Source organism: Actinomadura sp. DC4 (assembly GCF_030406325.1).
Taxonomy (GTDB): Bacteria; Actinomycetota; Actinomycetes; order Streptosporangiales; family Streptosporangiaceae; genus Actinoallomurus.
Genome location: NZ_JAUEQY010000003.1, coordinates 387,349 through 412,867 on the forward strand (window position 1 = coordinate 387,349; position 25,519 = coordinate 412,867).

Here is a 25,519-nt window from a genome sequence, read left to right on the forward strand (position 1 = left end):
GAACGGTTTTCCTCACTCGTTCCTCGCGGTCTCGGGGCCGGTGATCCGTCTCAGCAGCGGGAGTGTGCAGGCGATGACTCCCAGGGAGGCGGCGATCCCGAGCAGGGTCGTGACGTAGTACGCGGCTCCCGGCGCCCGGAGCGAGTAGTCCAGCTGGGATTCGAGGAACAGGTGCGCGGCCAGGAATCCGCTGCCGATCGCGACCACCGCGACCGCCAGCAGTGGCACCGTGGTCTCCAGTGCCACCACGCGTCGGAGGGTGCCCAGTGACACGCCGGTCAGGCGGAGCAGGCTGAACGGGCGCTTTCGGTCGTTCAGCCCCGCGACCACGCTCACCGCCAGGCTGCAGCCCGCGATGCACAGGCTCACCAGGATCACGACGTCGGCCAGCTTCTTGTAGCCGTTCAGCAGCTTGGCGGCCTCGGCGTCCGCTTGGCTCTCCGCGAGGGTGGCCGGTGAGTCCCGGCCCGGGAAGGTGGTCGTCAGGGCGGTTCTGACCTGCTCGACGGCCTGCCGCGACCCGTCCGTACGCACCATGATCATCTGGACCGGCAGGCCCCTCAGACGTGCGGCCGAGATGGGGGCCGCGGGCCAGGCCGGCGGTATGACGTCGGACCGCCGGTCGTACGCGAGGAGCGGTGAGACCGACGCCGCGTGCGCCCCGGCGGCGCAGTGGCCGAAGCCCGGTACGGTGGCCAGCTCGTCGCACGACACCAGCCCGGCCACGACCGGCTCGGGGCCGCCGAGCCGGAGTGTCGTGCCCAGCGGGTTCGTGTGGACCAGGGTCACGCCGGAGACGCCCCGCATCGAGCGCAGGGAGGCCAGGACCGCGTCCGGCACCGGCGCCACGTGCGCCCTCGGTACGCCCATGACCTTCGTCCAGCCGTCGGAGAAGTCCGACACCAGCGTCGATCGCGCCGTCGCGTCACCGGTCGGCTCGCTGCGTTCGGCGACGAAGGTCGTGATCACGCCGACGGCCGTGCTGGTCACGAAGAGGGCGAGGACGAGCCCGCTGATGGCGCGGAAGGCGGCGCGCGGATCGTCCGAGAGCCGTCGCGCGGCGATGAGGGTCGCGGGGCGGCCGGCGCGCCGGGCCAGGACGCGGGAACCGGTCATGGTGAGCCACGGGCCGGCGATGATCAGGCCCGCCATCATCAGGAGGATCCCGGTGAGGTACGCCTCGGTCTGGCCGCTCGTCGTGGTGGGGCGCCGGCCGACGAAGTAGGTCAGCTCGGCGACGCCCGCGACCAGCGGGATCAGCCGGTACGCACGCGGCGGGCGCGCGGTGACGCGCCGGCTCACGCCCAGCGGGGAGATCCGTACGCGCCGCAGTGCGACGCGCGCCGCGACCACCGCCGCGAGCGGGACCCCGAGCGCGACCGCGAGGACGTCCGCCACCCCGAGCGACATGTCGCCCGGGAAGAACGGCTCGCCCGTGAAGGGCAGCGCCGCGAGCGGGGTGCGGAACAGGAAGAACAGTGCGAATCCGACGGCCGTGCCCACGACGGCCGCAACCGTCGACTCGACCGCCGAGACCACCGATACCTGCCGGGGCGTCGCGCCGATCAGGCGCATCGCGGCGAAGCGCTGCTCACGGCGCGCGGCGGCGAGGCGGGTCGCCGTGCCGATGAAGATGAGGACGGGGAAGAGCAGCGCCGCCGACGTGACGGACAGGATGAGGTCGATGCCGTTCGCGTTGGTGCCGACCCGGCACTCCGAACAGTGGTCCGGCGACGCGGTCGCGATGGCGGTCACCCGGACCGCGCCGGGCGTACGCGAAAGCTCCGCGGCGGTGTGGCCGACGACGACGATCAGGGAGTCGGGCGCGGGGAGGGCGGCCGGGCCGATCGTGCCGATCCGGCCACCGGGATAGCGGGCGCCGAGCTCGGCGGCCGGGGCCGTGCGCAGGAGTGCGCTCAGCGCGGGCGACGCGTAGTACTCACCTGGGCCGGGCAGGCGTGGGATGCCGGGTGGTATCGGTGAGCGGGGGCCGGTGGCGGCGACGTCGACCCGCGTGATGGTCCTCCCGCGGTAGTGGTCGAAGTCGAGCGTGCCCCAGAGCGGGTCCGGCGAGGGCGCGGCGTCGGAGTGGGCGATGCCCGAGTTGAGCCAGGCGTACCGGGCGTTCTGCGCGTTGACCGCGTTCATGCCCGCGAGGGTGACGAGGAGCAGGCCGACGCCCAGCGCCACGGCGGCGGCGGTGACGACCAGGCGTACGGCCGCCTCCCGCCCGCCGCGCAGGGTGAGGCGGAGCCCGAAGCCGATCACGGAGTCGTCCGTACGGGTGAGAACGAGCTGGCCTTGCCGTCGCGGACGATGACCTCGCGGTCGGCGTACGCGGCCACGCGGGGCTCGTGGGTGACGACGATGACGGTCGTGCCCTGCTCGCGGGCGGCGTCGACCAGCAGGTCCATGACGTGCTCGCCGGTGAGGGAGTCGAGCGAGCCGGTGGGTTCGTCCGCGAAGAGGATCTCGGGGCGGGCGACCAGGCCGCGCGCGAGCGCGACCCGCTGGGCCTGCCCGCCGGACAGCTCGCCGGACCGGCGCTTTTCCAGCCCTTCCAGGTCGAGCCGCTCGAACCAGGTGCCCGCCTCTTTCAGCGCCGCCGCCCGCCGGGTGCCGCCGAGCAGCAGGGGCAGTGCGATGTTCTCCTCGGCGGTGAGCTCGGGGACGAGCTGACCGAACTGGAAGACGAACCCGAACCGGTCGCGGCGCAGCGCGCTGCGGTCGGCCTCGCCGAGGGTGTCGAGGCGGCGCCCCTCGAAACGGATCTCGCCCGCGTCGGGCGTGAGGATGCCGGCCAGGCAGTGCAGCAGCGTGGTCTTTCCCGAGCCACTGGGGCCCATGATCGCCAGGATCTCCCCGGCGGCCACCGACAGGCTCGCGCCCTGGAGTGCGGGGGTCCGGCCGAAGGACAGGACGACGTCGTCGGCCTCGATGAGGGCGCTCATGACCGCACGACCTCGGCGAGGGCGTCGAGACGGGCGGCCGTCAGGTCGATCCACCGCAGGTCGGACTCCAGGTGGAACAGGCCGTGGTCGGCGAGGAGCGCGTCGACCAGGCCGCCGCTGCGTTTCGTCTCGGTCAGCTCGCGCATGCGCTGGAGGTGGGCGGCGCGCTGCGCGTCGAGATAGTGCCCGGCGTCGCGGTCCAGCATCAGCGCGAGCACGACCTTGGCGAACAGGACCGTCTGCAGGTGGGGCTCGGCCTCGACCGGCTCGGCGAGCCAGGTCTCGAACTCGGTCGCCCCCTGGTCGGTGATGACGTAGCGCTTGCGGTCGGGCCCGGCGCCGGCCTCGGACTCGCCGACCACGACCTTTCCCGCCTTGGCCAGCCGGCCGAGGGTGGCGTAGACCTGGCCGAACGACAGCGGTCTGCCGCGGCCGAAGAAGGCGTCGTAGTCGCGTTTGAGGTCATAGCCGTGGCTCGGCTCTCGTTCGAGCAGGCCGAGGAGGGTGAGGGGGACGCTCATGGCCGAACTATACGCACAGCGTATACGCGCCGTCTATACGCTCAGCGTCGTGAGCCACTCGGGTGGATTGGCCCTGGTGTCGTGGTCACGTGCGGTCGAAGGATGGGATCCATGACCACACGACCCGTGTCCATCGAAGACGTGATCGCGACACTGCCGGGCCCCTGGCAGCAGCGCGACCTGGTGACGGCGAACGACGCCGTCGTCCGCATCGCCCGGTTCGAGGGCGAGTTCCCCTGGCACGAGCACGACGAGGACGAGCTCTTCCTCTGCTGGGACGGGAGCTTCGTCATCGAGCTGGCGGACCGAGAGCCCGTCACGCTCAAGGCGGGCGAGCTCTTCGTCGTCCCCCGGCACACGCGTCACCGGCCGGTGGCCGAGCACCCCGCCCACGCCCTCATGCTCGAACGTCCGGAGACCCAGCAGTACGGGAACTAGCGTCCTGTTCGTCCGACGGAGTTCAGCCACCGGTTCGCGTACGCGAACCACTCGGGCGCGGCATTGTGCAGGTTGGTGTCGTGCCCGGAGTCGAAGACGAAGGCGTCGACGCGCGGAGCGGAGGAGTAGTCGGGCAGCTCCCGGTCGAGGACGGCCTGCGAGGTCGCGCATGACAGTCCCGGCGTCACCTCGTTGCAGCCCAGGGCGTCCTCCCGCCCGGTGACGAGGAGCACCGGTACCGCGATGGCCTGGCTGTACTTCGGGTCCCTGGCCAGCGCCAGCGTCGTGGTCAGGCCGGTGGTGCCGGTGTCCATGCCGATCTCCTCGTCCCGCTGGAGCACGCTCGGGTTCACCAGACCGGTGTCGTAGAACAGGCTGCGCGGCAGCACGGTGAGGTATCCGGCGGGCAGCGTGGCGAACCTGCTCTGGGTCGCGGCGGCGATGTAGTGCGCGCGGAGCTCGTTCACGAAGTCCGGGTCCGTGACGTGCAGGAAGTCGGCGAGCATCACGGCGTTCACGTCGCCGTACGTGCCGGCTTCGACCATCCACACCCCGGCGCCCATCGAGTGCCCGGCGCCGATCACCCGGCGGAACCGCGTGTGGGCACGGCCGATCCCGCCGGAGCGGAGTTCGCCCACGAGCTGATGAACCGTGTAGGCCAGGTTCGTGAAGGTCACCTGGTCCGGATCCGGGTGGTCGGAGGCGCCGGAGCCGAGCTCGTCGATGACGAACGTCGTACGGCCCTGCCGGGTCGTGGCGCGGATGTAGTCGAGCCGGTCGATCCCCAGACCCATCCAGTACAGATGGTTGTAGGAGAACCCGGGCAGGAGGAACTGCACCTCGCCGCCGCGCGGGTCGCGTGGGCCGCACAGCCAGCCGGCCACCCGGTACGACCCGGGGTCCGCCGCGGTCAGGCGCACCGAGGTGGTCGTACGCTCACAGCCGTCCCGGCGGGCGATCGCGGCCGCCGAGAGGCTCGGTCCGCCGTCGCGTACGTGGTCCGCCCGAGCCGCCGGGGCGGCGAGGACGCCGGCGGCGACCCCCGCCACCAGCGCCAAGGTCGCTCTTTTCAGCATGTCGCTCCTTCACCCAGGAGAGCGGCCAACGGACGCAGGTGTGACGTGAGGCCGCTTCCGGGGAAAGAGTGACATGGACTTGTCCGAAATACCATTAACGGAAGATCAAAACCCATTCCGTTAAGAACGGACAAGAGGCCAGAAACAGGAATCTCGTGGACAAAACGCCTGGCTAGAAGAGGGCCAGTGCCTTGAGGACGAAGGCGCGGTCCTTCGCCTTCTCCTCCTCCGTCAGGTCCTCGTACGCCAGTCGCTGATCCAGTGGGGCGAGTTCGCCGTTGCGGTCCAGCCAGGCATCGTGCACGTTCTTGCTGGCCGACTCGATGAACTCAGGGCTCCTCACGTCGGCACCCTGCCGTTTTCCCTCGTAGATCGACCTGACCGCGACGTCCGCCGACGCCTTGTTGTTCTGCTGCCAGTCCGCGGGCAGGTCGCGATAGCGGGTGTTGGCGACGTCGACCCGATCAGTGCCATGCGCTCGGATCCATTTTTGGTCGACGGTCGTCTTGGGCCGGGGTTCGTAGCCTCCGCCGGGCAGCTTGCGTGAGGCTCGCCAGTCCTCGTGGAAGCTGCTCGCCACGGCGTCCACCTTCTTGGCGATCTGCCGGTCCGTCAGACGCGTGAAGATGAGGCCGATTCGCTGCATCGCGGCGCGGATCATGGCGGTGATCCGCTGCGCCATGGCGACCAGGCGGGGCAGGAGTTCGGGGAAGAAGGCGAAGGCGATCCCGGCGGCGACGGCGAGCGCGCCGAGGGTCGCCGCCGCCCACTCGACCACCTGCCGCGCCGTACGCAGGACGCCGCCGTTGGCGGCGAAGTGGCCGGCGATGTCGGACGGGTGTACGAGCGCGCCGCCGGGGCCGGTCAGGCTCGCGTTCACCGCGTCGGCGGCGGGGCCCTCGTTGACACCGGCGAGCCGGTACGCGTGCGCGGCGTCCGTGGCGTGTTGCTCGTGAAAGGTGCCCGCGCCGTCGACGGCGGCGATGTGGTCGTCGAGGGCGTTCAGGTCCGGCAGCGGGGGGACTCCGAGAATGGCGAGACCGGCGACGACGTACGGGTCGCTCATCAGGCCGCTCACGCCTGGACACGACCGGTGTTGATGTCCTCGGTCTCCCGGTTGCGGCCGGCCATGACGGCCTGGCCCTCGCCGGCGTCGCGGGTCGCCGTGCCCAGTTGCTCACAGCCCTGCAACAGCGCGTTCCTGGACTCCAGATAAGGGCCCGCGAACTCCGCGTACGGCAATGGCGATTGTTCCGGCCACTGGCTGCGCAGCCGTTCGACGAAGCGCGCGTAATCGCTGGCCAGCGTCTGGAAGGAACGGCCGGAGGAAGCGCGCCCCTCGGCGTCGATGACGATCCGCTCATCCATGGGGATCATCATTCCAATCGCCGCAGTGCCTCGTCGAGCGTCGAGGTCAGATGACCGAAGGCGCGCTCGGCCTGGACCTCCATCTCGTCCAGCCGCCGGACCATCGTGTCGAGTCCCTCGCGCGCGCCTTCCCCGGTCTTGTCACGCTGATCCTGCTGGGCCGCGCGTACGGCCGACACGATGTGCTCGGCCAGCGCCTCGGAGCCCAGGCGCAGCGCCCGCGGGCTCAGCCGCAGGCCTTCCAGCAGCCCGTCGGCCCCGATGTCGGCGGTCACCAGGCCGTCCAGAGACCGTTCGTCAGCCGATTTTCCGCCCATCGGTCAGGTGCTGACGGTGAGGGACGAGCCGGTCCTGGTCTTGCCCACGCGGAGCTGGGCGGGGATGCGGGTGCGGAGTTCGGCCACGTGGCTGACGATGCCGACGGCCCGGCCTCCGTCGCGCAGGGCGTCGAGCACCTCCATGACCTCGTCCAGGGTGTCCTCGTCCAGTGTGCCGAAGCCCTCGTCCACGAAGAGGGTGCCGATCTCGGTGCCGCCGGCCTCCGTGGTGACCACGTCGGCCAGGCCCAGCGCCAGGGCCAGGGACGTGATGAACGTTTCTCCGCCCGACAGCGTGCCCGGCTCGCGGTGGCGGCCCGTCCAGCCGTCGATGACGCGCAGGCCCAGGCCACCGGTGCCGTGGCGGCCGCGCTCGCCGGCCGTACGGTCCACCGTGTGTTCGAGGGAGTAGCGGGTGCCCGACATCCGGGCCAGGCGTTCGTTCGCGGCGGCCACGACCTGTTCGAGGCGTGCGGCCAGGACGTAGGCGGACAGGCGCATCCGCGTGCGGTTCGCGGTCGGGTCGCCGGACGTCAGGGCGGCGACGCGTACGGCCAGGGCGTGGCGGCCGGCGGCGGGGCGCCAGTCGGCGGCGCGGGCGCTCAGCTCGTGCGCCAGCCTGGTCAGGCGGTCGCGGCGCTTGCGCAAGCGGTCCAGCGCCGAGCCCACGGTCTGGTGACGCTCCTCGGCCTGGGCCAGGTCGGCCTCTGTCGCGGGCAGGTCGGGGGCCGGCTGGGCGGCCGCGGCGGTGAGCTCGGGGTCTTCGAGCAGCTCGGCGACCCTGGCCTCCTCGTCGTCCAGGGTCTTGGCCCTGCGCAGCAGGTCCTCGCGGGCGGGCTCGGCCAGGGCGGCGGCCTGGGCGTCTCCGGCCGTCGCGAAGCCCTCGGCGGTCGCCGCGTCGCCGGCCTCGGCCCATGACGTACTGGCGTCCCCGGCGGCGGCGCGAAGCTGGTCGATCGCGATGGCCGTGTCGCGGAGCAGGTCGGCCTCCCGTCCGAGGCGGCGGATGCGCGCCTCCAGGGTCGGGTCGCCGCCGCGTGCCGCGTCGATGCGCGCGCCCAGACGCCCGGTCTCCTCGGTGAGGGCGTCGCGGTGCGTGAGGTTGGCGGCCAAAGCGGTCTGGAGCTCACCGTGGCGGTCGCGGGCGTCCTCGAACTCCGCGTCGACCTGCCGCATCTCCTCCTCGGCGCGGTCGATGTCGTCCTCGGCGCCGGCCATCGCGGTCAGCTCGTCCTGGGCGGCGGCCAGCTCGGCCGCCAGGTCCGCCTCGCTCGCCTCCCCTGCCCGCTCGGCGGCGGCCGTCAGCTCGGCGGTCAGCCTGCTGACGCGGCTGCCCGTCTCCTCACGTCGCGTCAGGACCTCGTCGTACGCGGCCTCGGCGGCGGCCACGGCCTCCTCACCCGGGCCCTCCTCACCGGCGTGGGCGGGCGAGGGGTGCTCCTCGGACCCGCACACCCGGCAGGGCTCGCCCGGCGCGAGCTTTTCGGCGAGCGAGGCGGCCATGCCCTCCAGCCGTGCCTGCCGGAGCTCCTGTGCCAGGTCGCGGGCGGCCTGGGCCTCGTCGACGGCCGCGCGATGTGCGGCCTCGGCCTCGGCCAGCCCGGCCGCCAGCGCGTCGCGCGACCGCGCGGCCTCCAGCCGGGCGGCCGCGGCGTCGACGGCGGCCGCGGCCACCGGCAGCCCGGCCTTGCGGGCGCGGGCCTCGTCCAGGCGGCTCTGGAGGATCGCGCGGTAGGCCGGGGACTCGGTCAGGAACAGCGCCAGCTCGGCCTCTTTCGTCTCCAGCGCGTCGGCCTCGTCGGCGGCGGCGCGGAGCTGGTCGTGCAGCGCCGTCAGCCGGACCGCGTCCTCGCGCCGCTGGCCGAGCTCGACGAGTTCGTCGCGGCGGGCGCGTTCTTCCTTGCGCATGAGGTCGGCGTCGGCGTCGTCGGGCAGCAGGCCGGCGAGCGTGGAGCGGCGGTCCGCGATGACGTCCTTCAGCTTGTCGTGCTCGGTCGTGCGGGCGGTGGCGACGCGCAGCAGCGGCAGGACGCGGCCGGCCCGCTCGGCGGCGCGCAGCGTGGCGGCGAGCTCTTCGCGCTCGCCGGCGCGGGCGGCGAGGTCGGCCTGGCGTCGGCGGGCGTCGGCGTGGCGTTCCTGGCGTGCGGCGACCGTACGGGCCTGGGCGGCGGCCTTCTGGGCGGTCTCACGATCGGCCGCGGTCTCCTTCGCCAGGTCGGCGGTTGCCGCGGCGACGTCTTCGACGTGGCCGGTCAGCTCGGTGGCCCACGCGGCCAGGGCCGCGGGGTCGAGCTCGGGGCGGGCCGCGCCGGCCGCCTCGGCGGCGCGGTCGGCGACGGACTCGGCCGCCGCCCGCAGGTCGTCGGCCTCGCGCCCGGCCTCGCGGCGGCGCTCGGACAGCCAGCTCTCGACCTGGGCGAACACCTCGGTGGCGAACAGCTTCTCCAGGACCGCGCGGCGGTCTTCCGCGCCGGCCCGCAGAAACGCCGCGAAGTCGCCCTGCGGCAGGAGCACGACCTGGCAGAACTGCTCGGCCGACATGCCGAGCAGGTCGGTGACCATCTGCCCGGCCTCGTCGAACCGGGTCGACCAGGTCTCCCACTCACCGCCGCGCCACTCCTGCAGCAGGACCTTGGCCTTCTGCTCGGTGGTGCCCTCGCCGCGGAGCTTGGGCCGCTCCCACTTGGGCGAACGCGTGACCTTGAAGCGGCGGCCCCGGATCGTCACGTCGAGGACGACCTCGGGAGCGCGGTCGGCCGGCGCGTGCTGACTGCGCAGGTCCTTGGCGTCGTTGCGGACGCTGGGCACCCGGCCGTACAGGGCGAAACAGACGGCGTCGAGGACGCTCGTCTTGCCGGCACCGGTCGGGCCGTTGATGAGGAACAGGCCCGCGCCGGACAGCGCCTCGAAGTCGACCCGCTCCGTACCCGCGTAGGGGCCGAAGGCGGTGATCGTCAGATCGTGCAGTCTCATCGGGCGGCCTCCGCCTGCCGACAGGACTCGAACGCCTCGTGGAGCAGGTCGCGCTCGGCCTCGTCGGCGGGCGCGCCGCGTACCTCCTTGACGAAGTCGTAGGCGATCTCCAGGTCCGAGCGGTCGCGGATGCGCTCGGTCCGGCTGCGGTCGTCGGCGGTGGCGCTCTCGGGCTCGAAGGCCAGCGCGAGCGTGTGGGGGAACCGCTTGCGCAGGCGGTCCATCGCGCCGGCCGGGCGGTCGTCGTCGGTGAGGGTGACCTGGAGCCAGTGGTCCTCGTACGCGGCGTAGCGCTCCTCTGTAAGGAGGCCGTCGAGCCGTCCCTTGATGCGGGCTGCGCGGCGCGGGACCGGGGCCTCGACGAACTCCGCGTGCGCTTTGTCTTGCAGGTCCACGAGCCAGGCGCCCTTGACCTGGTGTTCTTCGGAGAACGAATACGCCAGCGGGGAGCCGGAGTAGCGCACGGTCTCGGACATGCGCTGGCGGCCGTGCAGGTGGCCGAGGGCGACGTAGTCGACGCCGTCGAAGACGCTCATGGGCACGCTCGCGACGCCGCCGACGGAGATGTCGCGCTCGCTGTCGCTGGCCTCTCCCCCGGTGACGAACGCGTGGGCGAGGACGACGGAACGTGGTGCGTCGCGGTTTTTCAGGTCGTCGCGGACGCGGCGCATGGCCTCGGTGAGGGCGGCGGTGTGGCCGCGTTCGGGGAGGTCCCAGCGGGTGCGTACGACCTCGGGTTCGAGGTAGGGGATGCCGTAGACGGCGGTGCCGTCGGCGAGGAGCACGGGCTCGCCGACGCGCTGCGGGTCGGCGCGCAGGTGCACGCCCGCGGCGTCCATGAGGCCGGAGCCGAAACCGAGGCGCTGGGCGGAGTCGTGGTTGCCGCTGATGACGACGACCTGGACCTTTTCGGCGGCCAGGCGTTTCAGCGCATCGTCGCAGAGGGCGACCGCGTCGACGGGCGGCAGCGCGCGGTCGTACAGGTCACCGGAGACGAGCACGGCGTCGACGCTCTCGGCGCGTACGGTCTCGACGAGGTGGTCGACGAACCGTGCCTGGGCGCCGAGCATGTCCTCCCGGTGGAAGGACCGGCCGAGGTGCCAGTCGGAGGTGTGCAGCAACCGCATGAGGCCGGAAGCTAACAGGCCGCACTGACAACATCGCTCTCACACGCCGTCTGATGCCGCTTTGACATCTTTCGCGCCTGTGGCTACTCGGGCGGGTGGCGGCGGTCTCCGCCGCGGATGACGTCGATCAGCAGCCTCATGCGGCGCCCATCCACATCGTCCGACCCAACCGATGCAGAGGATTGTTCTCTACCTAGCCCCTAGGTGCAGTTAAACCTTGACCCGACGAGCCAAGCCACGAATGACGCTGCCGACGCAGCTTGTCCTGCGGGCGCTGCTGGAAGACCCCGTGCGTGAGATGTACGGCCTGCAGATCGGGCAGATTGCCGGTCTGTCGAGCGGAACCATCCACCCGATCCTGGCCCGCCTCGAAGGCATCGGCTGGCTCGAATCCCGCTGGGAGGACACCGACCCTCACAACGAGGGCCGCCCCCGCCGCCGCTACTACCGCCTCACCCCCGACGGCGTCGAACACTCCCGCTTCGCCCTCGCCCAGGCCCACACCCAGGTCGGCGCCATCTAGGCTCTACGCCCCCGCCCCGGCGGTGCGACGTGATCTCACGGCTCACGTACATCGCCGGGCACCGGCGACTTCCCGGCCAAAGACAGCGCCCGCACCTCCCTCTGGTCCGGCGGACCGCAGTATTCACGCGGCGGCCCCGCCCCGGTTGCCCGCTGCCCTTGGCCCCCGTCATCTGCAGCAGCCGTCGCCTTCAACCGCCACGCCCCCGTACCCCCCGACCCCCGGCGCGCTCGTCCAGGAGGCTGCCAGCGGGCGGGTGGCCGAGGCCGAACGGCTGGCCGCCGAGGCCGCGACCGCCCATGCCGCGGCCGAGGTGCTCACCACGCCGGGCGTCCAGGACCTCATCGACGCCACCGCCTCCGTGGTGGCGGCCTACCTGTCCGGCCTGTCCGGCCCGTCCGCCGGCCCGCTTACCGTGGCCATCGGCTGCGCCAGCGGCCGCCACCGGGCCGCGGTCGTGGGCATGCACCTGGCCGCCGCGTTGATCAACCTGTGGCACGTGGCGACCGGCATCATCCACTGCGGCCTGAACAAGGACGTGGTGGCCCGATGAGCACGCACCTGTTCGGCGCCGACGACCCCGGAGCGACCGCCGAACGTCGCCGACGTCGCCAGCACGCCCGCCGCCGCGACAACGAACGCCGATCCGGCACCCAGCCGGACGGCGCCCATGCCCAGGCCGCCGTCAGCTTCACCAAGCGGTGATCCTCCACGACGACGGCAAGGTCACCTGCCAGACCTGCACCGTCACATTCAAGAACGCGATCGACTACCGCACCCACACCTGCAGGTGAACCCTGCGAAACTCTGCCCCCGCGTCCGCGTACAGCGCGGGGCCGAGAGCTGTCCAGGGACTGTCACCGTTGGTGCCGGCGTTGGTCACGGCGACGTCGGCCAGGCGCCCTCGCCGTCGAGGCAGCTCAGGGATGGTGCGGCAAGGCCAGCCTGCCGACATATTCCTCCCCGGGGGTTTGTGAGTCGACTCACGAAGGGGGGCGGGACTACCCGCTGTCAGCTGGCCTCACCCGAGTGGACCCCTGGCGTATGTAGGTTGATACGACGAAGGACCCGGGGGATCTCCCGGGTCCTTCGGTGGGGGCGGTCCACTGCACTGGACCAGTCCACCCTTGTGGTTCCCGCTCCTGTCTGCACCACCAGACCAAGCAGAGGGAGTGCGAGCGCACCGCTAAGTCAGGGTGCATCGCCCGTCCTGTATTAGACAAGAAAATCTGCTTCAATGCGAGCCGTAAAACCAGCTACGGGCTTTTCACGCCCATTCGGAACCACTCTCGACCATCTAGAGCCAACGTTCGCCAAAAGCTGATTAAGTAGGAGCGGAGACCATGCGTAGCCGGGGGTCCGGACACGTTGTCGAGCCCCGCGAACTACGCCCGGGCATGGCATCATATGCACCAGGCATTTGGCCGCTGCCTTGGACTGCACATCCCCGGTACGCCATTTCCTGCGAAGTCCTGTCTGCACCACAGCCATGCCCTCGAAAGGGCCCACAGCAGAGGAGAAGTTTAATGGCTCTCATCGGCGTACCCACACCCGGTCCCAACAACCTGCCCGACCCCGATGCCGTGGTGGAGGTCGGCGTCTTCGTCGTCCTGATCGTCGGCTTCTTCGCCCTCATCGGGCAGGGGTATTCCGCCCACGAGGCGATGGGGCTCACCATCACGCTTGGGCTGGGCGGCGCCCAGGTGATCCGGCACATCCGTGGAGGGAACGACGGTCGGGATCGGCGATGACTACCCCCAGCGGCGAGACCAACGCAACAGGCATCTCTGAGCTTTCTCCCCGTGACCGCGCGAAGCGGCAGAAGACGCTGGCGGCCGAGGAGATCTCCAAGACGGAGGAGACGAGGACGAGCGTCCAGGCTCAGCTCGTCTTGGCTCTCAGCAATCTGATCAGAAGCATCGTCGACCCCGCCGATCCGTCTGCTGTACCCAAGCTCGCGGCGATCACCGAGACAAGCCCAAGCATCGTCTCGGGGATTCTCCTGGGGCGTCACCCGGCTAAGACCGAGGACTTCATCTCACAGCTGTCGACCGTCGCCGTTGTAAGCCGTGAAGACGGGGAACGGCTAAAGGATCTCCTCGGGAACCTGGCCCACGTCCGACAAATGCAAAATGAGGCTCATGACGCCTACCGCTCGGCCAACCTGCGGTTGCGTGACATGGAGGCTCGGCAGCGCGGCGCCGCAGCGGCTGAGGCGTTTGCTCCCCTACGGACCGTTGGCCAGCCGCAGACACCGTGCGCTATCCCCGATGCGGCCGGCTATGTCTATAAGCCTGATCCGCTCGAGGTCGAGACTGAAGAGAACTTCGTCCAGGCCCTGCGTGAGCTGGTGGTGTGGGCGGGCAATCCCGGTCTCCGGGAGATCTCCCGGCGGTGTGGGGGGTCACCGACACATTCGAGCTTCAGCAAGATGCTCAGTGTCTCCACCGTGCCGCCCAAGTTCGAGCCGGTGCGCGCGTTCATCACGGCACTCGGTCTCGAAGAGAAGGACGTCGGGCAGTGGATGACGGCATGGCGCAGGTTCGTCATGCCGATGCCCAGGAGCATCTCCCCGTGGGCCGCCGACCCATGGGCTGAGACTGGCTGAGTCTCGGCCTGCAGGTGAACCCTGCGAAACTCGGCCCCCGCGTCCCCGTACGGCGCGGGGGCCGAGAGTTGTCCAGGGATTGTCACCGTCGGTGCCGGAGTTGGTTACGGCGACGTTGGCCAGGCCCTCGCCGTCGAGGCAGCTCGGGGACGGTGCGGCAAGGTTGGCCAGTCTGCCGACATGTTTTCCCCTGGCGTGCCCGGGCGATCTGGCCTCAAAGGACGGCCTGGTGCCTCGGCCGTAGCCGACAGGTCGTGGTCGACGTCCTTCCCGCCAGCCTCCCCTTCAACGTGATGCCGCGCTTGCCCGGCGAACGGTCGTTGCACCGTTGCGAGGGGGTCGGCGAGAGGCTCGTGTCGCACCGTTGCGAGGGGGGTTGGGGGCAGCGTCGACGGGAGGGCCCGACGGCGGGAGTGCCGGGTGAACCTCCGGCTGCCCGCCGACGAGCTCGCCGAGCTGGCGGCCGCTTCGGGGACGGCCGGTGTGACGGTGGCCGGCTACGCGGCCCGGGCCGGGCTGTCGAGCGCACGCGCGGACGTGCCTTCAGACATCGGCGCGCTGGCGGGACCCGCGACGGCGTCGGCGACGCCCAGCCGCCAGGCGGCCGCCTGCCGCAGTGGTGACGTCCGTGGCCATCACCAGGTCCTCGATCACGTCGTACACCGCGTCGACGTCGACGTCGCGCTCGACGCCGGGACCGGCGCCGGGTTTCGTCGCGGCGGCCGAGGCCTCGGCGACGGCGACGTTTCCCACCACTGGTGTTTAGTCGCGGGAAGGCCTCGGCGCCAGCGCGCGACGAATCCCGGCCAGCCGTACGGGCCCGAGCATGCTCCGCGGCGGACCGGGCGTGCTCGCCGAGACTGTCGGCCAGCTCGCCCGCGTGCCGGGCCGCCGCGGCCGCCAGCTCCCGCACAGGTCCCTCCCAGCCGGTGTGCGGTGTGACCTGCCAGTCCTCCTCCTTTCCGCCGTCATCTCGCCGAGCCGGAGCGGCTCCGCGAGCAGGCGGCGGACCTCGGCCAGCGCCTCGGCGGCGGCCTGCAGGTCGTGGTTCACGCTGGTGCGCAACCGCACGGCGTGCCCGGCGGTGATCTGAGCGCGCTGCTTGGCACGGCTGGCCGCTTGGTAGTGCGCCTTACTGCAGTAGACGGCGGGCCTGCCGGTGTGGCACGGACGGGTAGCTCGCCGCCGCACACCGGTCAGGACGGAACGGACTCGGGCACGGCGGCGGGACCTCCTCCGGACCGGGGTATGTCGCGCCCGTGTAAGCGCAAGGATGCTCTGGGTTGAGAACGGCAGGCGTCGCGGGGCCGCGGTTGACGGACGGCCCGGAATGGAAGTTGACGGACCGTGCGGGGTGCGTGGCCGCGCAAGCGGGGTTATGGGGAGTGGGTTGGCGGTGGGGCTGTGTGTGATTTCGGTTGATTTCCCCCGCCGAGGCCGGTGGGGCGGTGGACAAAAGTACGGACGGGCGGCGAAGATGCCCAAGCAAGCACTCGGTTACATCCTCCCTGCCTCCGGAGGTACGGCATGCGGCAGCACGATCGGCTCTACATTGGTGGCGAGTGGGTTGCTCCCGCTGGTACTGGGACCATCGACGTCATCTCTCCCCATACCGAAGAGGTGATCGGGCGGGTGCCCGATGCCACGCCGGCCGATATCGATCGGGCGGTCGCTGCCGCTCGGGAGGCGTTCGACTCTGGGCCCTGGCCTCGGATGGAGCCCGCCGAGCGGGCGGCGGTGCTCTCTCGGCTTACCGCGATCTTCGGGGAGCGGATGCCGGAGCTCTCTGAGCTGATCACAGAAGAGATGGGGGCGCCGATCTCGTTCTCCCAGCTTGGGCAGACCGGGCAGGCGCATGCCGTCTACAGCTACTTCTCCGAGCTTTCCATCCCCTGGGAGGAAGAGCGCGCCGGGATGCTCGGGCCCGTCACCGTCCGGCGGGAGCCGGTCGGCGTGGTGGCGGCGATCATTCCCTGGAACGTCCCGCAGTTCATCGTGGCGCTCAAGCTCGCCCCTGCGCTTCTGGCCGGGTGCACGATCGTGATCAAGCCGGCGCCCGAGACTCCGCTCGACTCCTACCCGCTCGCGGACATGCTCACCGAGGCCGGCGTGCCCAAGGGTGTGGTCAGCATCGTTGCGGCCGGGCGGGAGACCGGGGAGCACCTCGTGCGGCACCCGGGCGTCGACAAGGTCGCGTTCACCGGCTCCACGGCGGCCGGGCGCAAGATCGGGGCGATCTGCGGGGAACAGCTCAAGCGGTGCACTCTGGAGCTCGGCGGGAAGTCGGCGGCGATCATTCTGGACGACGCCGACCTCGACTCGACGATGGGCTGGCTCAAGCTCGCGTCGCTCATGAACAACGGGCAGGCCTGCATCGCGCAGACGCGCATTCTCGCCTCGCGCGGGCGTTACGACGAGGTCGTCGGCGCCCTCACCGAGACCGTGCGCGGCATGGCGGTCGGCGACCCGGCCGACCCCGCGACCGAGATCGGGCCGCTGGTCGCCGCACGCCAGCGCGACCGCGTCGAGAACTACATCCGCATCGGCCAGGACGAAGGCGCCAAGGTCGCCCTCGGCGGCTCCGGCCGCCCCTACGATCGCGGCTGGTACGTCACCCCCACCGTCTTCTCCGGCGTCGCCAACGACATGCGGATCGCCCGGGAAGAGATCTTCGGGCCCGTTCTCACCGTCATTCCCTACGACGACGAAGCCGACGCCGTGCGCCTCGCGAACGACAGTGAATACGGGCTCGCCGGGACGGTCTGGACCGCCGACGCGGACCACGGACTCGACATCGCCCGCCAGGTCCGCGCCGGCACCTACGGCGTCAACACGTACATGATCGAATCGTCCTCCCCCTTCGGCGGCTACAAGAACAGCGGCGTCGGCCGCGAACTCGGCCCGGAAGGCCTCTCCGCCTACCTGGAGTACAAGTCGATCGCCCGCCTGGGATAAGCGAACAACGGACGAGCTACCGGGTCAGTGCGGCGACCTCGACGCACTGACCACCGGTGTCACCACTGCGGCTGCTCTTCTGCCATGTGACAGCGAGTTCGACGCACTGACCGCCGGTGTCGGTACTTCGGCTGCTCTTGCGCCACTGGTCCAACGTGATCATGGACTCTCCAGAATTGATTGGAGCAGTTTCAGAGACTCATCGTCTGACATCGCTGCGCCCCTGATCAAGTCGTAACGCAACCCGTATTCGCGGACAGTAGCCGGATTCCCGATGAGCTCACCGTCCAGGTGCCCTTCGAGATAGACCAGGTCGGGGCCGCTTTCGAAGCCCATTGACGTGAACGCTCCAGGGAGCCCGGCGTAGGAACCCTTGTCAGCCGCGACAATCTGCAGAGTGACGTTGGGTTGCCTCGCCCTCTCTATGAGGTGCTCGATCTGACCTTTCATGACCTCGCGACCGCCGATGGTGCGCCGTAAGGCCATCTCGTCCATGACCGCCACGATGCGAAGTGGCTTCGGACGTACGAGGATCTCCTGGCGCTCCAGACGCTTCGTGACGAGATGCTCGATCTCCTCCGGATTTCGGCCCGCCTTCAGCACCTCGTAGGCGTACTCCCTGGTCTGGAGGATTCCGTTGACCACGATCGGATCGAAGACGTGCATCACCGTCGCCACGAGCTCGCGTTCCACGAATTCCGGGAAGCCTGGCGGCACAGCGGTGAGGTGACGGGTTTCTGTGATGAGCTTCCAGAGGCGTACGAAGACGCCGTTGGTCTTGAAGTAGGTATCCAGGTCCTCGGCGAACTGCTTGGACGGGATGTTCTTGCCCGCCTCTATCTGGCCGATGAGTTGCGGCGTGTATCCGAGCGTCTCGGCGAGTTCGACCTTGGACATCGCGCCGCGCCAGGCCGTTAACTCGCCGGCGAAGGCGCGGACGGCCGGGGATTCGTAAGGGTCTTTCTGAGCCACCATGACAGCGACCTCCGGGGGGGCTAAACGGTTCGTCGCAAACAGTAATCGAACGAATCCATTTAGTCACCCTGATCAGCCAAGGCTGTGGACAACTTCTCCGAGGACCAGAGAGCCGACGATCGCGGCGATGATCAGCCAGGTCGCGGGCCGGGCCATGTTGAGAGTCCAGCCGAAGCCGAACCGCTTGGGCACCAGCACCGACGGGTCGTCGCGGTTGAAGTAGAAGACGCCCCAGCGGTACAGGGCGTCGTCGTCGCGGTTGACCGTGCGCGCCCCACGCCCCGTACGCCCGCCCCCCGTGACGTGAAGGCGGCTCCCGCCTTGGCCGACGCGCACCGCCACGAGCAGCACGACCGCCACCCCGACCAGGCCCGGCGCGAAGCCGAGCGCGGAGCGTACGGGAGCGGGCGGTGACACCACGTCCCACGCGGCCAGGGCCCCGAAGAGGAACGTGGCGCTCGTGCAGCCGGCCAGCACGAGCAGCACCCGGGAGACGGCCGCGACGAACCGCCGGTGCCGTACCGACGCCGCCGGGTCCTCCACGTCCAGCCAGGCCCGGCTGTGCAGGACGGCCCCCGCCACCGCGACGAGCAGGACCGTCGCGGCGACCTGCATCAGCACCGGGGCGAACACCGAGGCCACGGACTTGGCCGCGAAACGGTCGACCCGGCCGGAGAGGCCGAAGTGGGTGGGAAGGCGGGAAGGCAGGTGCGGGTACGCGGCGATTCCGGTGACCACCGTCGCGGCCGTCAGGAGGACCGCCGGGAGGGCCCAAGGCCAGGGGTAGCGCTCGGGATCGGTACGGAGTGAGGTGTCGGCGACCGTCACCTGGCGGCGGCCGCCGTACCAGCGCTCGGCGGTCTTGGCCTCGGCGATCCGGCGACGGGCGCCCAGGTAGAGAGCCAGGCCCGTGAGGAGCTCGGCGCCGACCGCGACCGGGCCGGCCCAGGGCGCCACCAGGGCGAACACCGCCGCCGCCACGGTGACGACGGCGGTCACGACTCGATAGAGGCGTCGGGCCGCGAGCACGACCGGCGCCTCCGCGCGGTCGAACGGGACGCGGACGCCGAACGGGATCGTGGGCGGGACGATCGCCGGTACGAGCCACTGCGTGAACCCGACGAGGACGACCGGCAGGACCGAGACGACGTGAATCATGATCGGCTCTCCAAAGAGGTTCGGAAACCGTCGAGGATCGCCCGGCAGCGACGCTGGATCTCGGCCTCGGACAGGCCCTGGGCGACGGCCTCGGCGAGGAGCGTCCGCGCGCGTCCCTCCCACTGGGAGGCGAGCGAGCCGTCCGGCGGGAGGGACGCGTCGCGGACGACCACCGCGCCCGTACGACGGCCGAGGCGGATGAGGCCCTCGCGGCGCAGCAGGTCGTACGCCTTGTTCACCGTGTGCATGTTGATGCCCAGGTCGGCGGCCAGCGCGCGGGTCGCGGGCAGTGAGTCGCCGGCGCGGAGCTCGCCGCCGGCGATCGCCTCGACGACGCGGTCGCGCAGTTGCTGGTACAGCGGTACCTCGTCGTCCGGCTCGACCATGAGGATCATCCGAGGCTCCAGGGACGGTTGATTGCTATATAACAACTAGAACAAAGAGCGCGCAACCCTCCCGGCCCGACCAAACGCGGCATGTTCCCCGTACCATCGGCGATCGTGACGATTCGGTGGGGAATTCTGGGTACCGGCGGGATCGCCCGCACGTTCACCGAGGACCTGCTCCTCCTCGGACACGAGGTGGCGGCGGTCGGATCGCGTGCGGCGGAGACCGCCGAGGGGTTCGCCGGCAGGTACGACATCGCGCGGGCGTACGGGTCCTACGCCGAGCTCGCCGCCGACGACAAGGTCGACGTCGTCTACGTCGCGACCACGCACAACGTGCACCACTCCGCCGCCCGTACGTGCCTGGAGGCGGGGCGCGGCGTGCTCGTTGAGAAGCCGTTCACGACGTCTGCGGCCGACGCCGCGGAGCTGGTGAGTCTGGCCCGTGAGCGGAACCTGTTCGCGATGGAGGCGATGTGGACGCGGTTCAACCCGCTCATCGCCCGCGTGCGCGAACTCGTCGGCGACGGCGCGATCGGCGAGGTCAAGGCGGTGTACGCCGACTTCAGCGAGAACTTCCCGTTCGACGCGTCGCACCGGCTGTACGCTCCGGAGCTGGCCGGCGGGGCGCTGCTCGACCTCGGCGTCTACCCGGTCTCGTTCGCGTGGATGCTGCTCGGCGCGCCGGCGACCGTCCAGGCGGTGACGACGCCCGCGCCGACCGGGGTGGACGCGAACACCGGGATCCTGTTCGGGTACGAGTCGGGCGCGGTGGCGCTGCTGCACTGCGGGTTCCTCGCCAAGACGCCGCAGAGCGCGACGATCACGGGGACGGCGGGGTGGATCGAGGTGGCCGGGCCGTTCTGGCACCCGAACGCGATGACGCTGCACCGCGACGGCGCCGAGCCGGAGACGTTCACGGTCGAGGTGTCCGGACACGGCTACACATACCAGGCCGAAGAGGTCGCCCGCTGTCTCGACGCCGGTCTCACAGAGTCGCCCACGATGCCGCTGGACGAGAGCGTCGCCATCATCCGCGCCCTCGACACCATCACCACCCGCCTGTCGCAGGAGTAGCCCGCGAACGTGCAGGTGGTCACGTAACTATTCAGGTACGGCGACTAGGATCACGTCGTGCCGACAGTCCCCCGACGTCGCAGCGCCATGCGTGGGCACCTGGTCGTCTGCGGCGACACGCCGCTCGCCTTCCGGCTCGCCGACGAGCTCGCAACGCGATATCTGCAGGACGTCACCGTCATCCTCCCGTCCAAGAAACGCAACCAGGGCCCGCAGATCGCCGAGCTGCCGCGGGTGAAGGTGCACGAGGCGCCCGAGCTGAACGACGAGACGTTCCGCGACGTCAACGCGGAGGCGGCGCGCGCGGTCGCGCTCGTCGGCAACAGCGAGGTCGGCAACATCCACGCCGCGCTGCGCGTACAGGAGCTCAACCCCGGCGCCCGGCTCGTCATCCGGATGTCGAACACCTCGCTCGGAGCGCGGATCCGCACGCTGTTCAACGACTGCGCGGTGCTGTCGGACGGCGCGATGGCCGCACCGTCGTTCGTGGCCGCCGCGCTCGGCGACCCGGCGCCCAGCCACGTACGTGTGGCGGGGCGGACGCTGTACGTCGCCCGGCGCAGCGACCGGCCGTCGACGATCATCTGCGGCCTGGCCGACACGCGGCACTCGGAGGGCAATCCGCGGCTGCTGCCGGACCCGGGCGAGAGCGCGAACCTCGTCCTCGCGGTGGCCGACAAGACCCCGCGCGACCCGCTGCTGCAGCACCGGCCGCAGAGCAGCCCGTTCACCGCGCTGACGCGCAGCCTGCCGCTGATCTTCAACCGCCGGCTGATGCAGGTGGTGCTCGTCCTGCTCGGCGTGATCGTGGCCGGCACGGTCGTGCTCAGCGTCGCCGACGGGTACGGCGTCGGCAAGGCGATCTACTTCATGCTGCTCGACGTCGCGGGCGCGGCCGACCCCGACCCGAAGATGGGCGCCCTCGGCAAGGTGACGCAGGTGGTGGTCACGCTCGCGAGCCTGGCCCTGGTGCCCGCGGTCACGGCGGCGGTCGTGGACGCGATCGTGCGCGCCCGGCTCGCGGGACCGTTCGACCGCCTGCGCCAGCCGATCAGCGGGCACGTGGTGGTCGTCGGGCTCGGCGGCGTCGGCGTACGCGTCGTCGCGCAGCTCAACGACCTCGGCGTCCCCGTCGTGTGCGTCGACATCAACGAGGACGCGGTCGGGGTGCCCATGGCCCGCCGCGAGAGGCTGCCGATCGTGATCGGCGACGCCACGCGGATGGAGACGCTGCGGAGCGCGTGGGTCAACACCTGCCGCGCGGTCGTCACCGTCACCAGCGACGACATCACCAACCTCGAGGCCGGGCTGAGCTCGCGCGAGCTGAAGGACAACGTACGGGTGGTGCTGCGGCTGTTCGACGACGACCTGGCGGGGCGGGTGCACCGCAACTTCCGGATCCCGGTGTCGCGGAGCGTGTCCTTCCTGGCCGCGCCCGCTTTCGCCGCCGCGATGATGGAGCGCCAGGTCATCGGCACCATCCCGGTCGGCCGCAAGGTGATGCTCATCGCGGAGGTGCCCGTCGTGCCGGGCTCGGCGCTGGAGGGCTGCCCGCTGAGCGACGCCAACCAGCCGGGCGAGTCACGCGTGCTCGCGGTCGGCCGCCGCGGCGGGCAGCACTTCGACTGGGAGCCGCAGAACGGCTACATGCTCGTACGGGGCGACCGGCTCATCGTGCTGGCCACCCGTACGGGCATCGGCAACGTACGGGCCCGGAGCATCTCCCCGTCCGCGGCGTGGGGGCCGGGTTAGGCGTCGCGGCCGAGGTCGGCCAGGCCGGCGACGAGGATGTCGGCCAGGAGGCGGGCGCGGCCTCCGTCCGGGTCCAGGTCCGGGTCGAAGACGGTCACCTGGGCGCCGATCGCGCGTGGGGCCAGGGCGGTGAGCAGGCCGGTGAGCTCGTCGGGGTCGAGGCCGTCCGGGTCGGGGCTGTCCACCGACGGCATCACGCTCGGGTCGAGGATGTCCACGTCCAGGTGGAGCCAGTAGCCGCCCTCGGCCTCGCCGGCGACCTCCAGGATCCGGTGCGCGGCCCGTTCGACGCCCTCGTGCCGGATCCGTGAGGCGGGGATGACGGCGCCGAGCAGGGCCCTGGTCTCCTGGAGCTCCTCGTCGTAGTCGCGGCAGCCCGCGTGGACGACGTCGGCCGGGTCGAAGTACGGGGCGAGCCCGTCGAGGTCGGCGACCGCGGGCCAGTGGCGGCCCACCGCGGCGGCCAGGTCCTCACCGGCCAGGCTCGCGCACAGCTCGGAGTTGCCGGGGTGGCGGAAGTCGGTGTGCCCGTCGAGGTGGACCAGGCCATGACGGCCCGTACGCCGCAGCGCGAGGCCCGCCGCCACCAGGATGCTGCAGTCACCGCCGAGGACGAGCGGGGCCAGCCCGTCCGCGCGCAGTCCCCCGATGCGGTCGGCCAGCCGCCGCGCGTGCTCGACGATGGCGAGCTGGTTGCGGAGCTCGCCCGGTTTCGCCTCGTCGGCGTACCGTCCCGGCAGCACGACGCCCCGCTCCTGCGCGCCGAGTTCGGCGAGGCGCCGGTGAAGGCCAGCCTCGCGCAGCGCCTCCGGCGCCTTGGCGCAGCCGGGAACGCTGGTCTGCGCCGGCGGGCGCAGGCCCAGGTTGGTCGGTGCGGACAGCAGGCCGATCGTCATCGCCACAGTGTGCCCTACTGCGCGACGAGCCCGTCCCGTCCGTGCATCCTGTGCGTCTTCACCTTGAACGCGCCGACGAGCGGGCCGGTGTCGAGCCGGATCCGGTTGTCGGACACGCGGGTCCTCTTGTGCTCGGTGTCGAGCGGCACGATCACGTACTGCCGGCCGTCGATCGTCCCGGTCAGCACGGACGCCTCCTTGGCCTGCAGCCGGCCGCTCGGGAACTCGAACGTCCCGGTCAGCCGGGCGAGCATCGCGTACGGGACGTTCTTGGTCGTGTAGTAGCCGCCGGTCTCCAGGTCGCCGGTCGCCGCTTCCAGGGGGATGAGCAGCAGTTTGTCGCCATTGTCGTTGTAGGCCCGTACGAGCGGGTTGAACCTCGGGATCAGGTCGCTGTTCTGCTTGGCGAGCGCGTCCTGGATCGCCTGCCGCAGCTCGTCCGAGGGCTGCTCGGCGGTCGGCGGAACCCCCTGCAGCAGCAGGCCGACCGGGGTCTGGCCGCCCTGGACCATCTGCTTCTGCCAGGGCTTCTTCTCCTCGTCCAGGATCAGGCCGGCGAGGGCACCGAGCGGCGCGGCCTCGCCGTCGACGGTCAGGTGCCGCGGGTCCATGCCGCCCTGGTCGAGCGGCTGGTACGCGACGTGCTCGCGGATGTCCGCGCGATTCTTGCGGTCGGCGCCCTGGGCCATGGCGGCGGAGATCGCGTCGAAGTAGCCGGAGGCACCTTCGGCGCCGTCGGTGGCGACGGCGCGCTTGGCCTCGTCGGGGTACTCCTTGCTCCACTTGCCGTACCAGTAGGCGGCGTTGCCGAGTCGCTGCCGCCGCTGGTTCGGGTCGTGGTAGGCGACGACCACGTCGTCGTAGAGCATGGCGCGGTAGAGCCTCGGCGTGACCGCGAGGGGGTACTCCGTGCCCCGCATCTGCGTCGACGGCCGGCCGCGCTGCTGCCAGGAGTGGAACAGCTCGTCGGTGGCCGCACCGTACAGGATCTCCGACAGGCTCGCGTGTTCGCTCTTGGCCTCCTCGGCGTACGAGGGGTCGGCGGCGTTGATCACGATGGCCGGGTGGCCGTCCCACGTCGTGTAGAGCGAGCCGGACTGCGGGATCACGACCTTGTGCTGGATGAGATCGGCGGCCGACAGGTTCTTGATGCCCTCGACCGTGATCAGCCGGGCGTCCTTCCCGTCGCCGAGGATGATCCGGCGGTCCTTGAGGACGACGCCGGGCCAGATGCGCCCGGCGTCCGGCCACACCTTGGCCACGTAGCCGTGCACCTCGGTGGCGACCGGAGCGATCGCCGTCGCCTTGGAGACGACGGGAGGCTTTTCGGAGTGCCCGGCACATCCGGCGACGGCGAGTCCGCCGCATGCGATCACGGCGATGCCGCGTCTGGTCCCGATGAACACTGCTTACCCCCACTAGCGGCGACGTTGGCCTTTGGGGGGATCACGGCCCTTCCTTCCTGGCGATCATTCCCCGGTCGCAGGGTGGGGTAACGTCCGCTCACCCGAGGGGGCGTAGTTCGGCCTCGGTGGCGGCGTCGTGGTCGGTGGAGAGGCTGAGGCCGAGCCAGCGGGCGTCGCTCTCGGCGAGGGCCCGTCCGGCGGCCGTCGCGTAGCGGACCGCGTCGCTGCCGAGCACCAGCCGTACCGGCGGGTCGTCGGTGCCGGCGATCGTGAGGACGACCTGCGCGACCTTCGCCGGGTCACCGGCGGCCGGGACGCCGCCGCCGCCGAAGTGTGCGGCCAGCGCGCCCACGGTCGGCGCGTACGGCTCGCTGACCGGCGGGATCGTCATCGAGGAGCCGGCCCAGTCGGTGCGCATGCCGCCGGGTTCGAGGACGGTGACCTTGATGCCGAGCGGCGCGACCTCCTTTGCGAGCACCTCGGAGAAGCCGCCGACCGCCCACTTCGCGGCCTGGTAGGCGGACAGGCCCGGGGTGGTCACTCGCGCGCCCACCGAGGAGATCTGGATGATGTGGCCGCCGCCCTGCTCGCGCAGGACCGGCAGGGCGGCCTTGGTGACGTTGACGACGCCCAGGAGGTTCGTGTCGATCTGGGCGCGGAAGTCCTCTGCCGTGATGTCCTCGACGGAGACGAGGTTCGCGTAGCCGGCGTTGTTGACGACGACGTCGAGGCGGCCGAACGCCTCGACGGCCGTGCGTACGGCGGCCTCGGCGGCGTCCGGGTCGGTGACGTCGAGCCTCACCTGGCGGAGGCGGTCGCCGTGGTCGTCCGGCAGGTTGGGGGTGCGGGCGGTGGCGACAAGGGAGTGGCCGGCTTCGAGGACCGCCTCGGCGATGCTCCGTCCGAGGCCGCGGGAGGTGCCGGTGACGAGGAAGACGCTCATGTTTCATTTCCTTTCGACTAAACGGTTAGTTGGATACTAGTCGCGGTGTCAACTAACCGGTTAGCTGTA

Annotated in this window: 27 protein-coding genes; 9 read left to right on the forward strand and 18 right to left on the reverse strand. The window is 71.0% G+C overall.

The window, feature by feature from the left end:
- Positions 1-12 precede the first annotated feature (12 nt).
- The 3 genes from QWU11_RS06805 to QWU11_RS06815 are packed head-to-tail and all read right to left on the reverse strand — an operon-like array spanning position 13 to position 3,472.
- Positions 13-2,268, reverse strand: a complete 2,256-nt coding sequence (locus tag QWU11_RS06805; protein ID WP_290104175.1) for an FtsX-like permease family protein — start codon at positions 2,266-2,268, stop codon at positions 13-15.
- Positions 2,265-2,951 (reverse strand): ABC transporter ATP-binding protein, encoded by a 687-nt coding sequence (locus QWU11_RS06810; protein ID WP_290104176.1) that lies wholly within the window; start codon positions 2,949-2,951, stop codon positions 2,265-2,267. The genes QWU11_RS06805 and QWU11_RS06810 overlap by 4 nt, the downstream gene beginning before the upstream one ends.
- Complete coding sequence (locus QWU11_RS06815; protein ID WP_290104177.1) at positions 2,948-3,472, reverse strand: PadR family transcriptional regulator; 525 nt, start codon at positions 3,470-3,472, stop codon at positions 2,948-2,950. Before QWU11_RS06815 ends, QWU11_RS06810 begins: the two co-directional genes overlap by 4 nt.
- Positions 3,473-3,583: 111 nt before the next feature.
- Between QWU11_RS06815 and QWU11_RS06820 the strand changes: the two genes are divergently transcribed.
- Positions 3,584-3,910, forward strand: a complete 327-nt coding sequence (locus tag QWU11_RS06820) for a cupin domain-containing protein (protein WP_290104178.1) — start codon at positions 3,584-3,586, stop codon at positions 3,908-3,910.
- Here the strand turns inward: QWU11_RS06820 and QWU11_RS06825 are convergent.
- The 6 genes from QWU11_RS06825 to QWU11_RS06850 form a co-directional block, all read right to left on the reverse strand.
- On the reverse strand, positions 3,907-4,986 hold the full coding sequence (locus QWU11_RS06825) for an alpha/beta hydrolase (RefSeq protein ID WP_290104179.1): 1,080 nt from the start codon (positions 4,984-4,986) through the stop codon (positions 3,907-3,909). The two genes, QWU11_RS06820 and QWU11_RS06825, sit on opposite strands and share 4 nt — an antisense overlap.
- Positions 4,987-5,158: 172 nt before the next feature.
- Positions 5,159-6,064: a hypothetical protein gene (locus QWU11_RS06830; RefSeq protein ID WP_290104180.1), complete on the reverse strand. Its 906-nt coding sequence runs from the start codon at positions 6,062-6,064 to the stop codon at positions 5,159-5,161.
- Complete coding sequence (locus QWU11_RS06835) at positions 6,061-6,354, reverse strand: hypothetical protein (protein WP_290104181.1); 294 nt, start codon at positions 6,352-6,354, stop codon at positions 6,061-6,063. The genes QWU11_RS06830 and QWU11_RS06835 overlap by 4 nt, the downstream gene beginning before the upstream one ends.
- Positions 6,355-6,362: 8 nt before the next feature.
- On the reverse strand, positions 6,363-6,671 hold the full coding sequence (locus QWU11_RS06840; RefSeq protein ID WP_290104182.1) for a YbaB/EbfC family nucleoid-associated protein: 309 nt from the start codon (positions 6,669-6,671) through the stop codon (positions 6,363-6,365).
- Between the two features lie 3 nt (positions 6,672-6,674).
- Complete coding sequence (locus QWU11_RS06845) at positions 6,675-9,644, reverse strand: SMC family ATPase (RefSeq protein WP_290104183.1); 2,970 nt, start codon at positions 9,642-9,644, stop codon at positions 6,675-6,677.
- Entirely contained in the window at positions 9,641-10,771 is a 1,131-nt protein-coding gene (locus QWU11_RS06850) for an exonuclease SbcCD subunit D (RefSeq protein WP_290104184.1), read from the reverse strand. Before QWU11_RS06850 ends, QWU11_RS06845 begins: the two co-directional genes overlap by 4 nt.
- 241 nt (positions 10,772-11,012) lie before the next feature.
- On the opposite strand from QWU11_RS06850, the gene QWU11_RS06855 reads away from it, so the two are divergent.
- The 5 genes from QWU11_RS06855 (at position 11,013) to QWU11_RS06875 (ending at position 13,902) form a co-directional block, all read left to right on the forward strand.
- Positions 11,013-11,294, forward strand: a complete 282-nt coding sequence (locus tag QWU11_RS06855; protein ID WP_290104185.1) for a helix-turn-helix transcriptional regulator — start codon at positions 11,013-11,015, stop codon at positions 11,292-11,294.
- A 256-nt stretch (positions 11,295-11,550) separates the two neighbouring features.
- A complete protein-coding gene (locus tag QWU11_RS06860; protein ID WP_290104186.1) occupies positions 11,551-11,847 on the forward strand; it encodes a hypothetical protein in 297 nt (98 codons plus the stop codon).
- Positions 11,844-11,999: a hypothetical protein gene (locus tag QWU11_RS06865; protein ID WP_290104187.1), complete on the forward strand. Its 156-nt coding sequence runs from the start codon at positions 11,844-11,846 to the stop codon at positions 11,997-11,999. Before QWU11_RS06860 ends, QWU11_RS06865 begins: the two co-directional genes overlap by 4 nt.
- An 821-nt stretch (positions 12,000-12,820) precedes the next feature.
- Positions 12,821-13,045 (forward strand): hypothetical protein, encoded by a 225-nt coding sequence (locus QWU11_RS06870; protein WP_290104188.1) that lies wholly within the window; start codon positions 12,821-12,823, stop codon positions 13,043-13,045.
- Complete coding sequence (locus QWU11_RS06875) at positions 13,042-13,902, forward strand: hypothetical protein (protein WP_290104189.1); 861 nt, start codon at positions 13,042-13,044, stop codon at positions 13,900-13,902. The genes QWU11_RS06870 and QWU11_RS06875 overlap by 4 nt, the downstream gene beginning before the upstream one ends.
- A 543-nt stretch (positions 13,903-14,445) precedes the next feature.
- On the opposite strand, the gene QWU11_RS06880 is transcribed toward QWU11_RS06875, so the two are convergent.
- Positions 14,446-14,655: a hypothetical protein gene (locus QWU11_RS06880; protein ID WP_290104190.1), complete on the reverse strand. Its 210-nt coding sequence runs from the start codon at positions 14,653-14,655 to the stop codon at positions 14,446-14,448.
- A 9-nt stretch (positions 14,656-14,664) separates the two neighbouring features.
- On the reverse strand, positions 14,665-15,093 hold the full coding sequence (locus QWU11_RS06885; RefSeq protein WP_290104191.1) for a hypothetical protein: 429 nt from the start codon (positions 15,091-15,093) through the stop codon (positions 14,665-14,667).
- Between the two features lie 336 nt (positions 15,094-15,429).
- Between QWU11_RS06885 and QWU11_RS06890 the strand changes: the two genes are divergently transcribed.
- Positions 15,430-16,857: an aldehyde dehydrogenase gene (locus QWU11_RS06890; protein WP_290104192.1), complete on the forward strand. Its 1,428-nt coding sequence runs from the start codon at positions 15,430-15,432 to the stop codon at positions 16,855-16,857.
- A gap of 16 nt (positions 16,858-16,873) precedes the next feature.
- On the opposite strand, the gene QWU11_RS06895 is transcribed toward QWU11_RS06890, so the two are convergent.
- The 4 genes from QWU11_RS06895 to QWU11_RS06910 form a co-directional block, all read right to left on the reverse strand.
- Positions 16,874-17,020, reverse strand: a complete 147-nt coding sequence (locus tag QWU11_RS06895) for a DUF397 domain-containing protein (RefSeq protein WP_290104193.1) — start codon at positions 17,018-17,020, stop codon at positions 16,874-16,876.
- A complete protein-coding gene (locus tag QWU11_RS06900) occupies positions 17,017-17,832 on the reverse strand; it encodes a helix-turn-helix transcriptional regulator (RefSeq protein ID WP_290104194.1) in 816 nt (271 codons plus the stop codon). Before QWU11_RS06900 ends, QWU11_RS06895 begins: the two co-directional genes overlap by 4 nt.
- Before the next feature lie 72 nt (positions 17,833-17,904).
- Positions 17,905-18,990, reverse strand: a complete 1,086-nt coding sequence (locus tag QWU11_RS06905; RefSeq protein WP_290104195.1) for a DUF1648 domain-containing protein — start codon at positions 18,988-18,990, stop codon at positions 17,905-17,907.
- On the reverse strand, positions 18,987-19,385 hold the full coding sequence (locus tag QWU11_RS06910; protein ID WP_290104196.1) for a GntR family transcriptional regulator: 399 nt from the start codon (positions 19,383-19,385) through the stop codon (positions 18,987-18,989). The genes QWU11_RS06905 and QWU11_RS06910 overlap by 4 nt, the downstream gene beginning before the upstream one ends.
- A gap of 105 nt (positions 19,386-19,490) precedes the next feature.
- On the opposite strand from QWU11_RS06910, the gene QWU11_RS06915 reads away from it, so the two are divergent.
- On the forward strand, positions 19,491-20,453 hold the full coding sequence (locus QWU11_RS06915) for a Gfo/Idh/MocA family oxidoreductase (RefSeq protein ID WP_290104197.1): 963 nt from the start codon (positions 19,491-19,493) through the stop codon (positions 20,451-20,453).
- 57 nt (positions 20,454-20,510) lie between these two features.
- On the forward strand, positions 20,511-22,205 hold the full coding sequence (locus QWU11_RS06920; RefSeq protein WP_290104198.1) for an NAD-binding protein: 1,695 nt from the start codon (positions 20,511-20,513) through the stop codon (positions 22,203-22,205).
- Here QWU11_RS06920 and QWU11_RS06925 read toward each other — a convergent pair.
- The 3 genes from QWU11_RS06925 to QWU11_RS06935 all read right to left on the reverse strand — a co-directional run bounded on the left by QWU11_RS06925 (position 22,202) and on the right by QWU11_RS06935 (position 25,450).
- Entirely contained in the window at positions 22,202-23,101 is a 900-nt protein-coding gene (locus QWU11_RS06925) for an arginase family protein (protein WP_290104199.1), read from the reverse strand. The genes QWU11_RS06920 and QWU11_RS06925 overlap by 4 nt on opposite strands.
- Positions 23,102-23,115: 14 nt before the next feature.
- The gene (locus QWU11_RS06930) at positions 23,116-24,507 is read right to left on the reverse strand and encodes a hypothetical protein (protein ID WP_290104200.1); all 1,392 of its coding nucleotides are present in this window, start codon (positions 24,505-24,507) and stop codon (positions 23,116-23,118) included.
- A 97-nt stretch (positions 24,508-24,604) separates the two neighbouring features.
- Positions 24,605-25,450, reverse strand: a complete 846-nt coding sequence (locus tag QWU11_RS06935; protein WP_290104201.1) for an SDR family NAD(P)-dependent oxidoreductase — start codon at positions 25,448-25,450, stop codon at positions 24,605-24,607.
- Between the last annotated feature and the right edge of the window lie 69 nt (positions 25,451-25,519).

Excerpts from the sequence above, each read along its gene's own strand:
- QWU11_RS06810 (WP_290104176.1), bottom strand. The coding sequence starts at position 2,951 with ATGAGCGCCCTCATCGAGGCCGACGACGTCGTCCTGTCCTTCGGCCGG.
- QWU11_RS06815 (WP_290104177.1), bottom strand. The coding sequence starts at position 3,472 with ATGAGCGTCCCCCTCACCCTCCTCGGCCTGCTCGAACGAGAGCCGAGC.
- QWU11_RS06820 (WP_290104178.1), top strand. The coding sequence starts at position 3,584 with ATGACCACACGACCCGTGTCCATCGAAGACGTGATCGCGACACTGCCG.
- QWU11_RS06825 (WP_290104179.1), bottom strand. The coding sequence starts at position 4,986 with ATGCTGAAAAGAGCGACCTTGGCGCTGGTGGCGGGGGTCGCCGCCGGC.
- QWU11_RS06835 (WP_290104181.1), bottom strand. The coding sequence starts at position 6,354 with ATGGATGAGCGGATCGTCATCGACGCCGAGGGGCGCGCTTCCTCCGGC.
- QWU11_RS06840 (WP_290104182.1), bottom strand. The coding sequence starts at position 6,671 with ATGGGCGGAAAATCGGCTGACGAACGGTCTCTGGACGGCCTGGTGACC.
- QWU11_RS06845 (WP_290104183.1), bottom strand. The coding sequence starts at position 9,644 with ATGAGACTGCACGATCTGACGATCACCGCCTTCGGCCCCTACGCGGGT.
- QWU11_RS06850 (WP_290104184.1), bottom strand. The coding sequence starts at position 10,771 with ATGCGGTTGCTGCACACCTCCGACTGGCACCTCGGCCGGTCCTTCCAC.
- QWU11_RS06855 (WP_290104185.1), top strand. The coding sequence starts at position 11,013 with ATGACGCTGCCGACGCAGCTTGTCCTGCGGGCGCTGCTGGAAGACCCC.
- QWU11_RS06865 (WP_290104187.1), top strand. The coding sequence starts at position 11,844 with ATGAGCACGCACCTGTTCGGCGCCGACGACCCCGGAGCGACCGCCGAA.
- QWU11_RS06870 (WP_290104188.1), top strand. The coding sequence starts at position 12,821 with ATGGCTCTCATCGGCGTACCCACACCCGGTCCCAACAACCTGCCCGAC.
- QWU11_RS06875 (WP_290104189.1), top strand. The coding sequence starts at position 13,042 with ATGACTACCCCCAGCGGCGAGACCAACGCAACAGGCATCTCTGAGCTT.
- QWU11_RS06890 (WP_290104192.1), top strand. The coding sequence starts at position 15,430 with ATGCGGCAGCACGATCGGCTCTACATTGGTGGCGAGTGGGTTGCTCCC.
- QWU11_RS06895 (WP_290104193.1), bottom strand. The coding sequence starts at position 17,020 with ATGATCACGTTGGACCAGTGGCGCAAGAGCAGCCGAAGTACCGACACC.
- QWU11_RS06900 (WP_290104194.1), bottom strand. The coding sequence starts at position 17,832 with ATGGTGGCTCAGAAAGACCCTTACGAATCCCCGGCCGTCCGCGCCTTC.
- QWU11_RS06905 (WP_290104195.1), bottom strand. The coding sequence starts at position 18,990 with ATGATTCACGTCGTCTCGGTCCTGCCGGTCGTCCTCGTCGGGTTCACG.
- QWU11_RS06910 (WP_290104196.1), bottom strand. The coding sequence starts at position 19,385 with ATGATCCTCATGGTCGAGCCGGACGACGAGGTACCGCTGTACCAGCAA.
- QWU11_RS06925 (WP_290104199.1), bottom strand. The coding sequence starts at position 23,101 with ATGACGATCGGCCTGCTGTCCGCACCGACCAACCTGGGCCTGCGCCCG.
- QWU11_RS06935 (WP_290104201.1), bottom strand. The coding sequence starts at position 25,450 with ATGAGCGTCTTCCTCGTCACCGGCACCTCCCGCGGCCTCGGACGGAGC.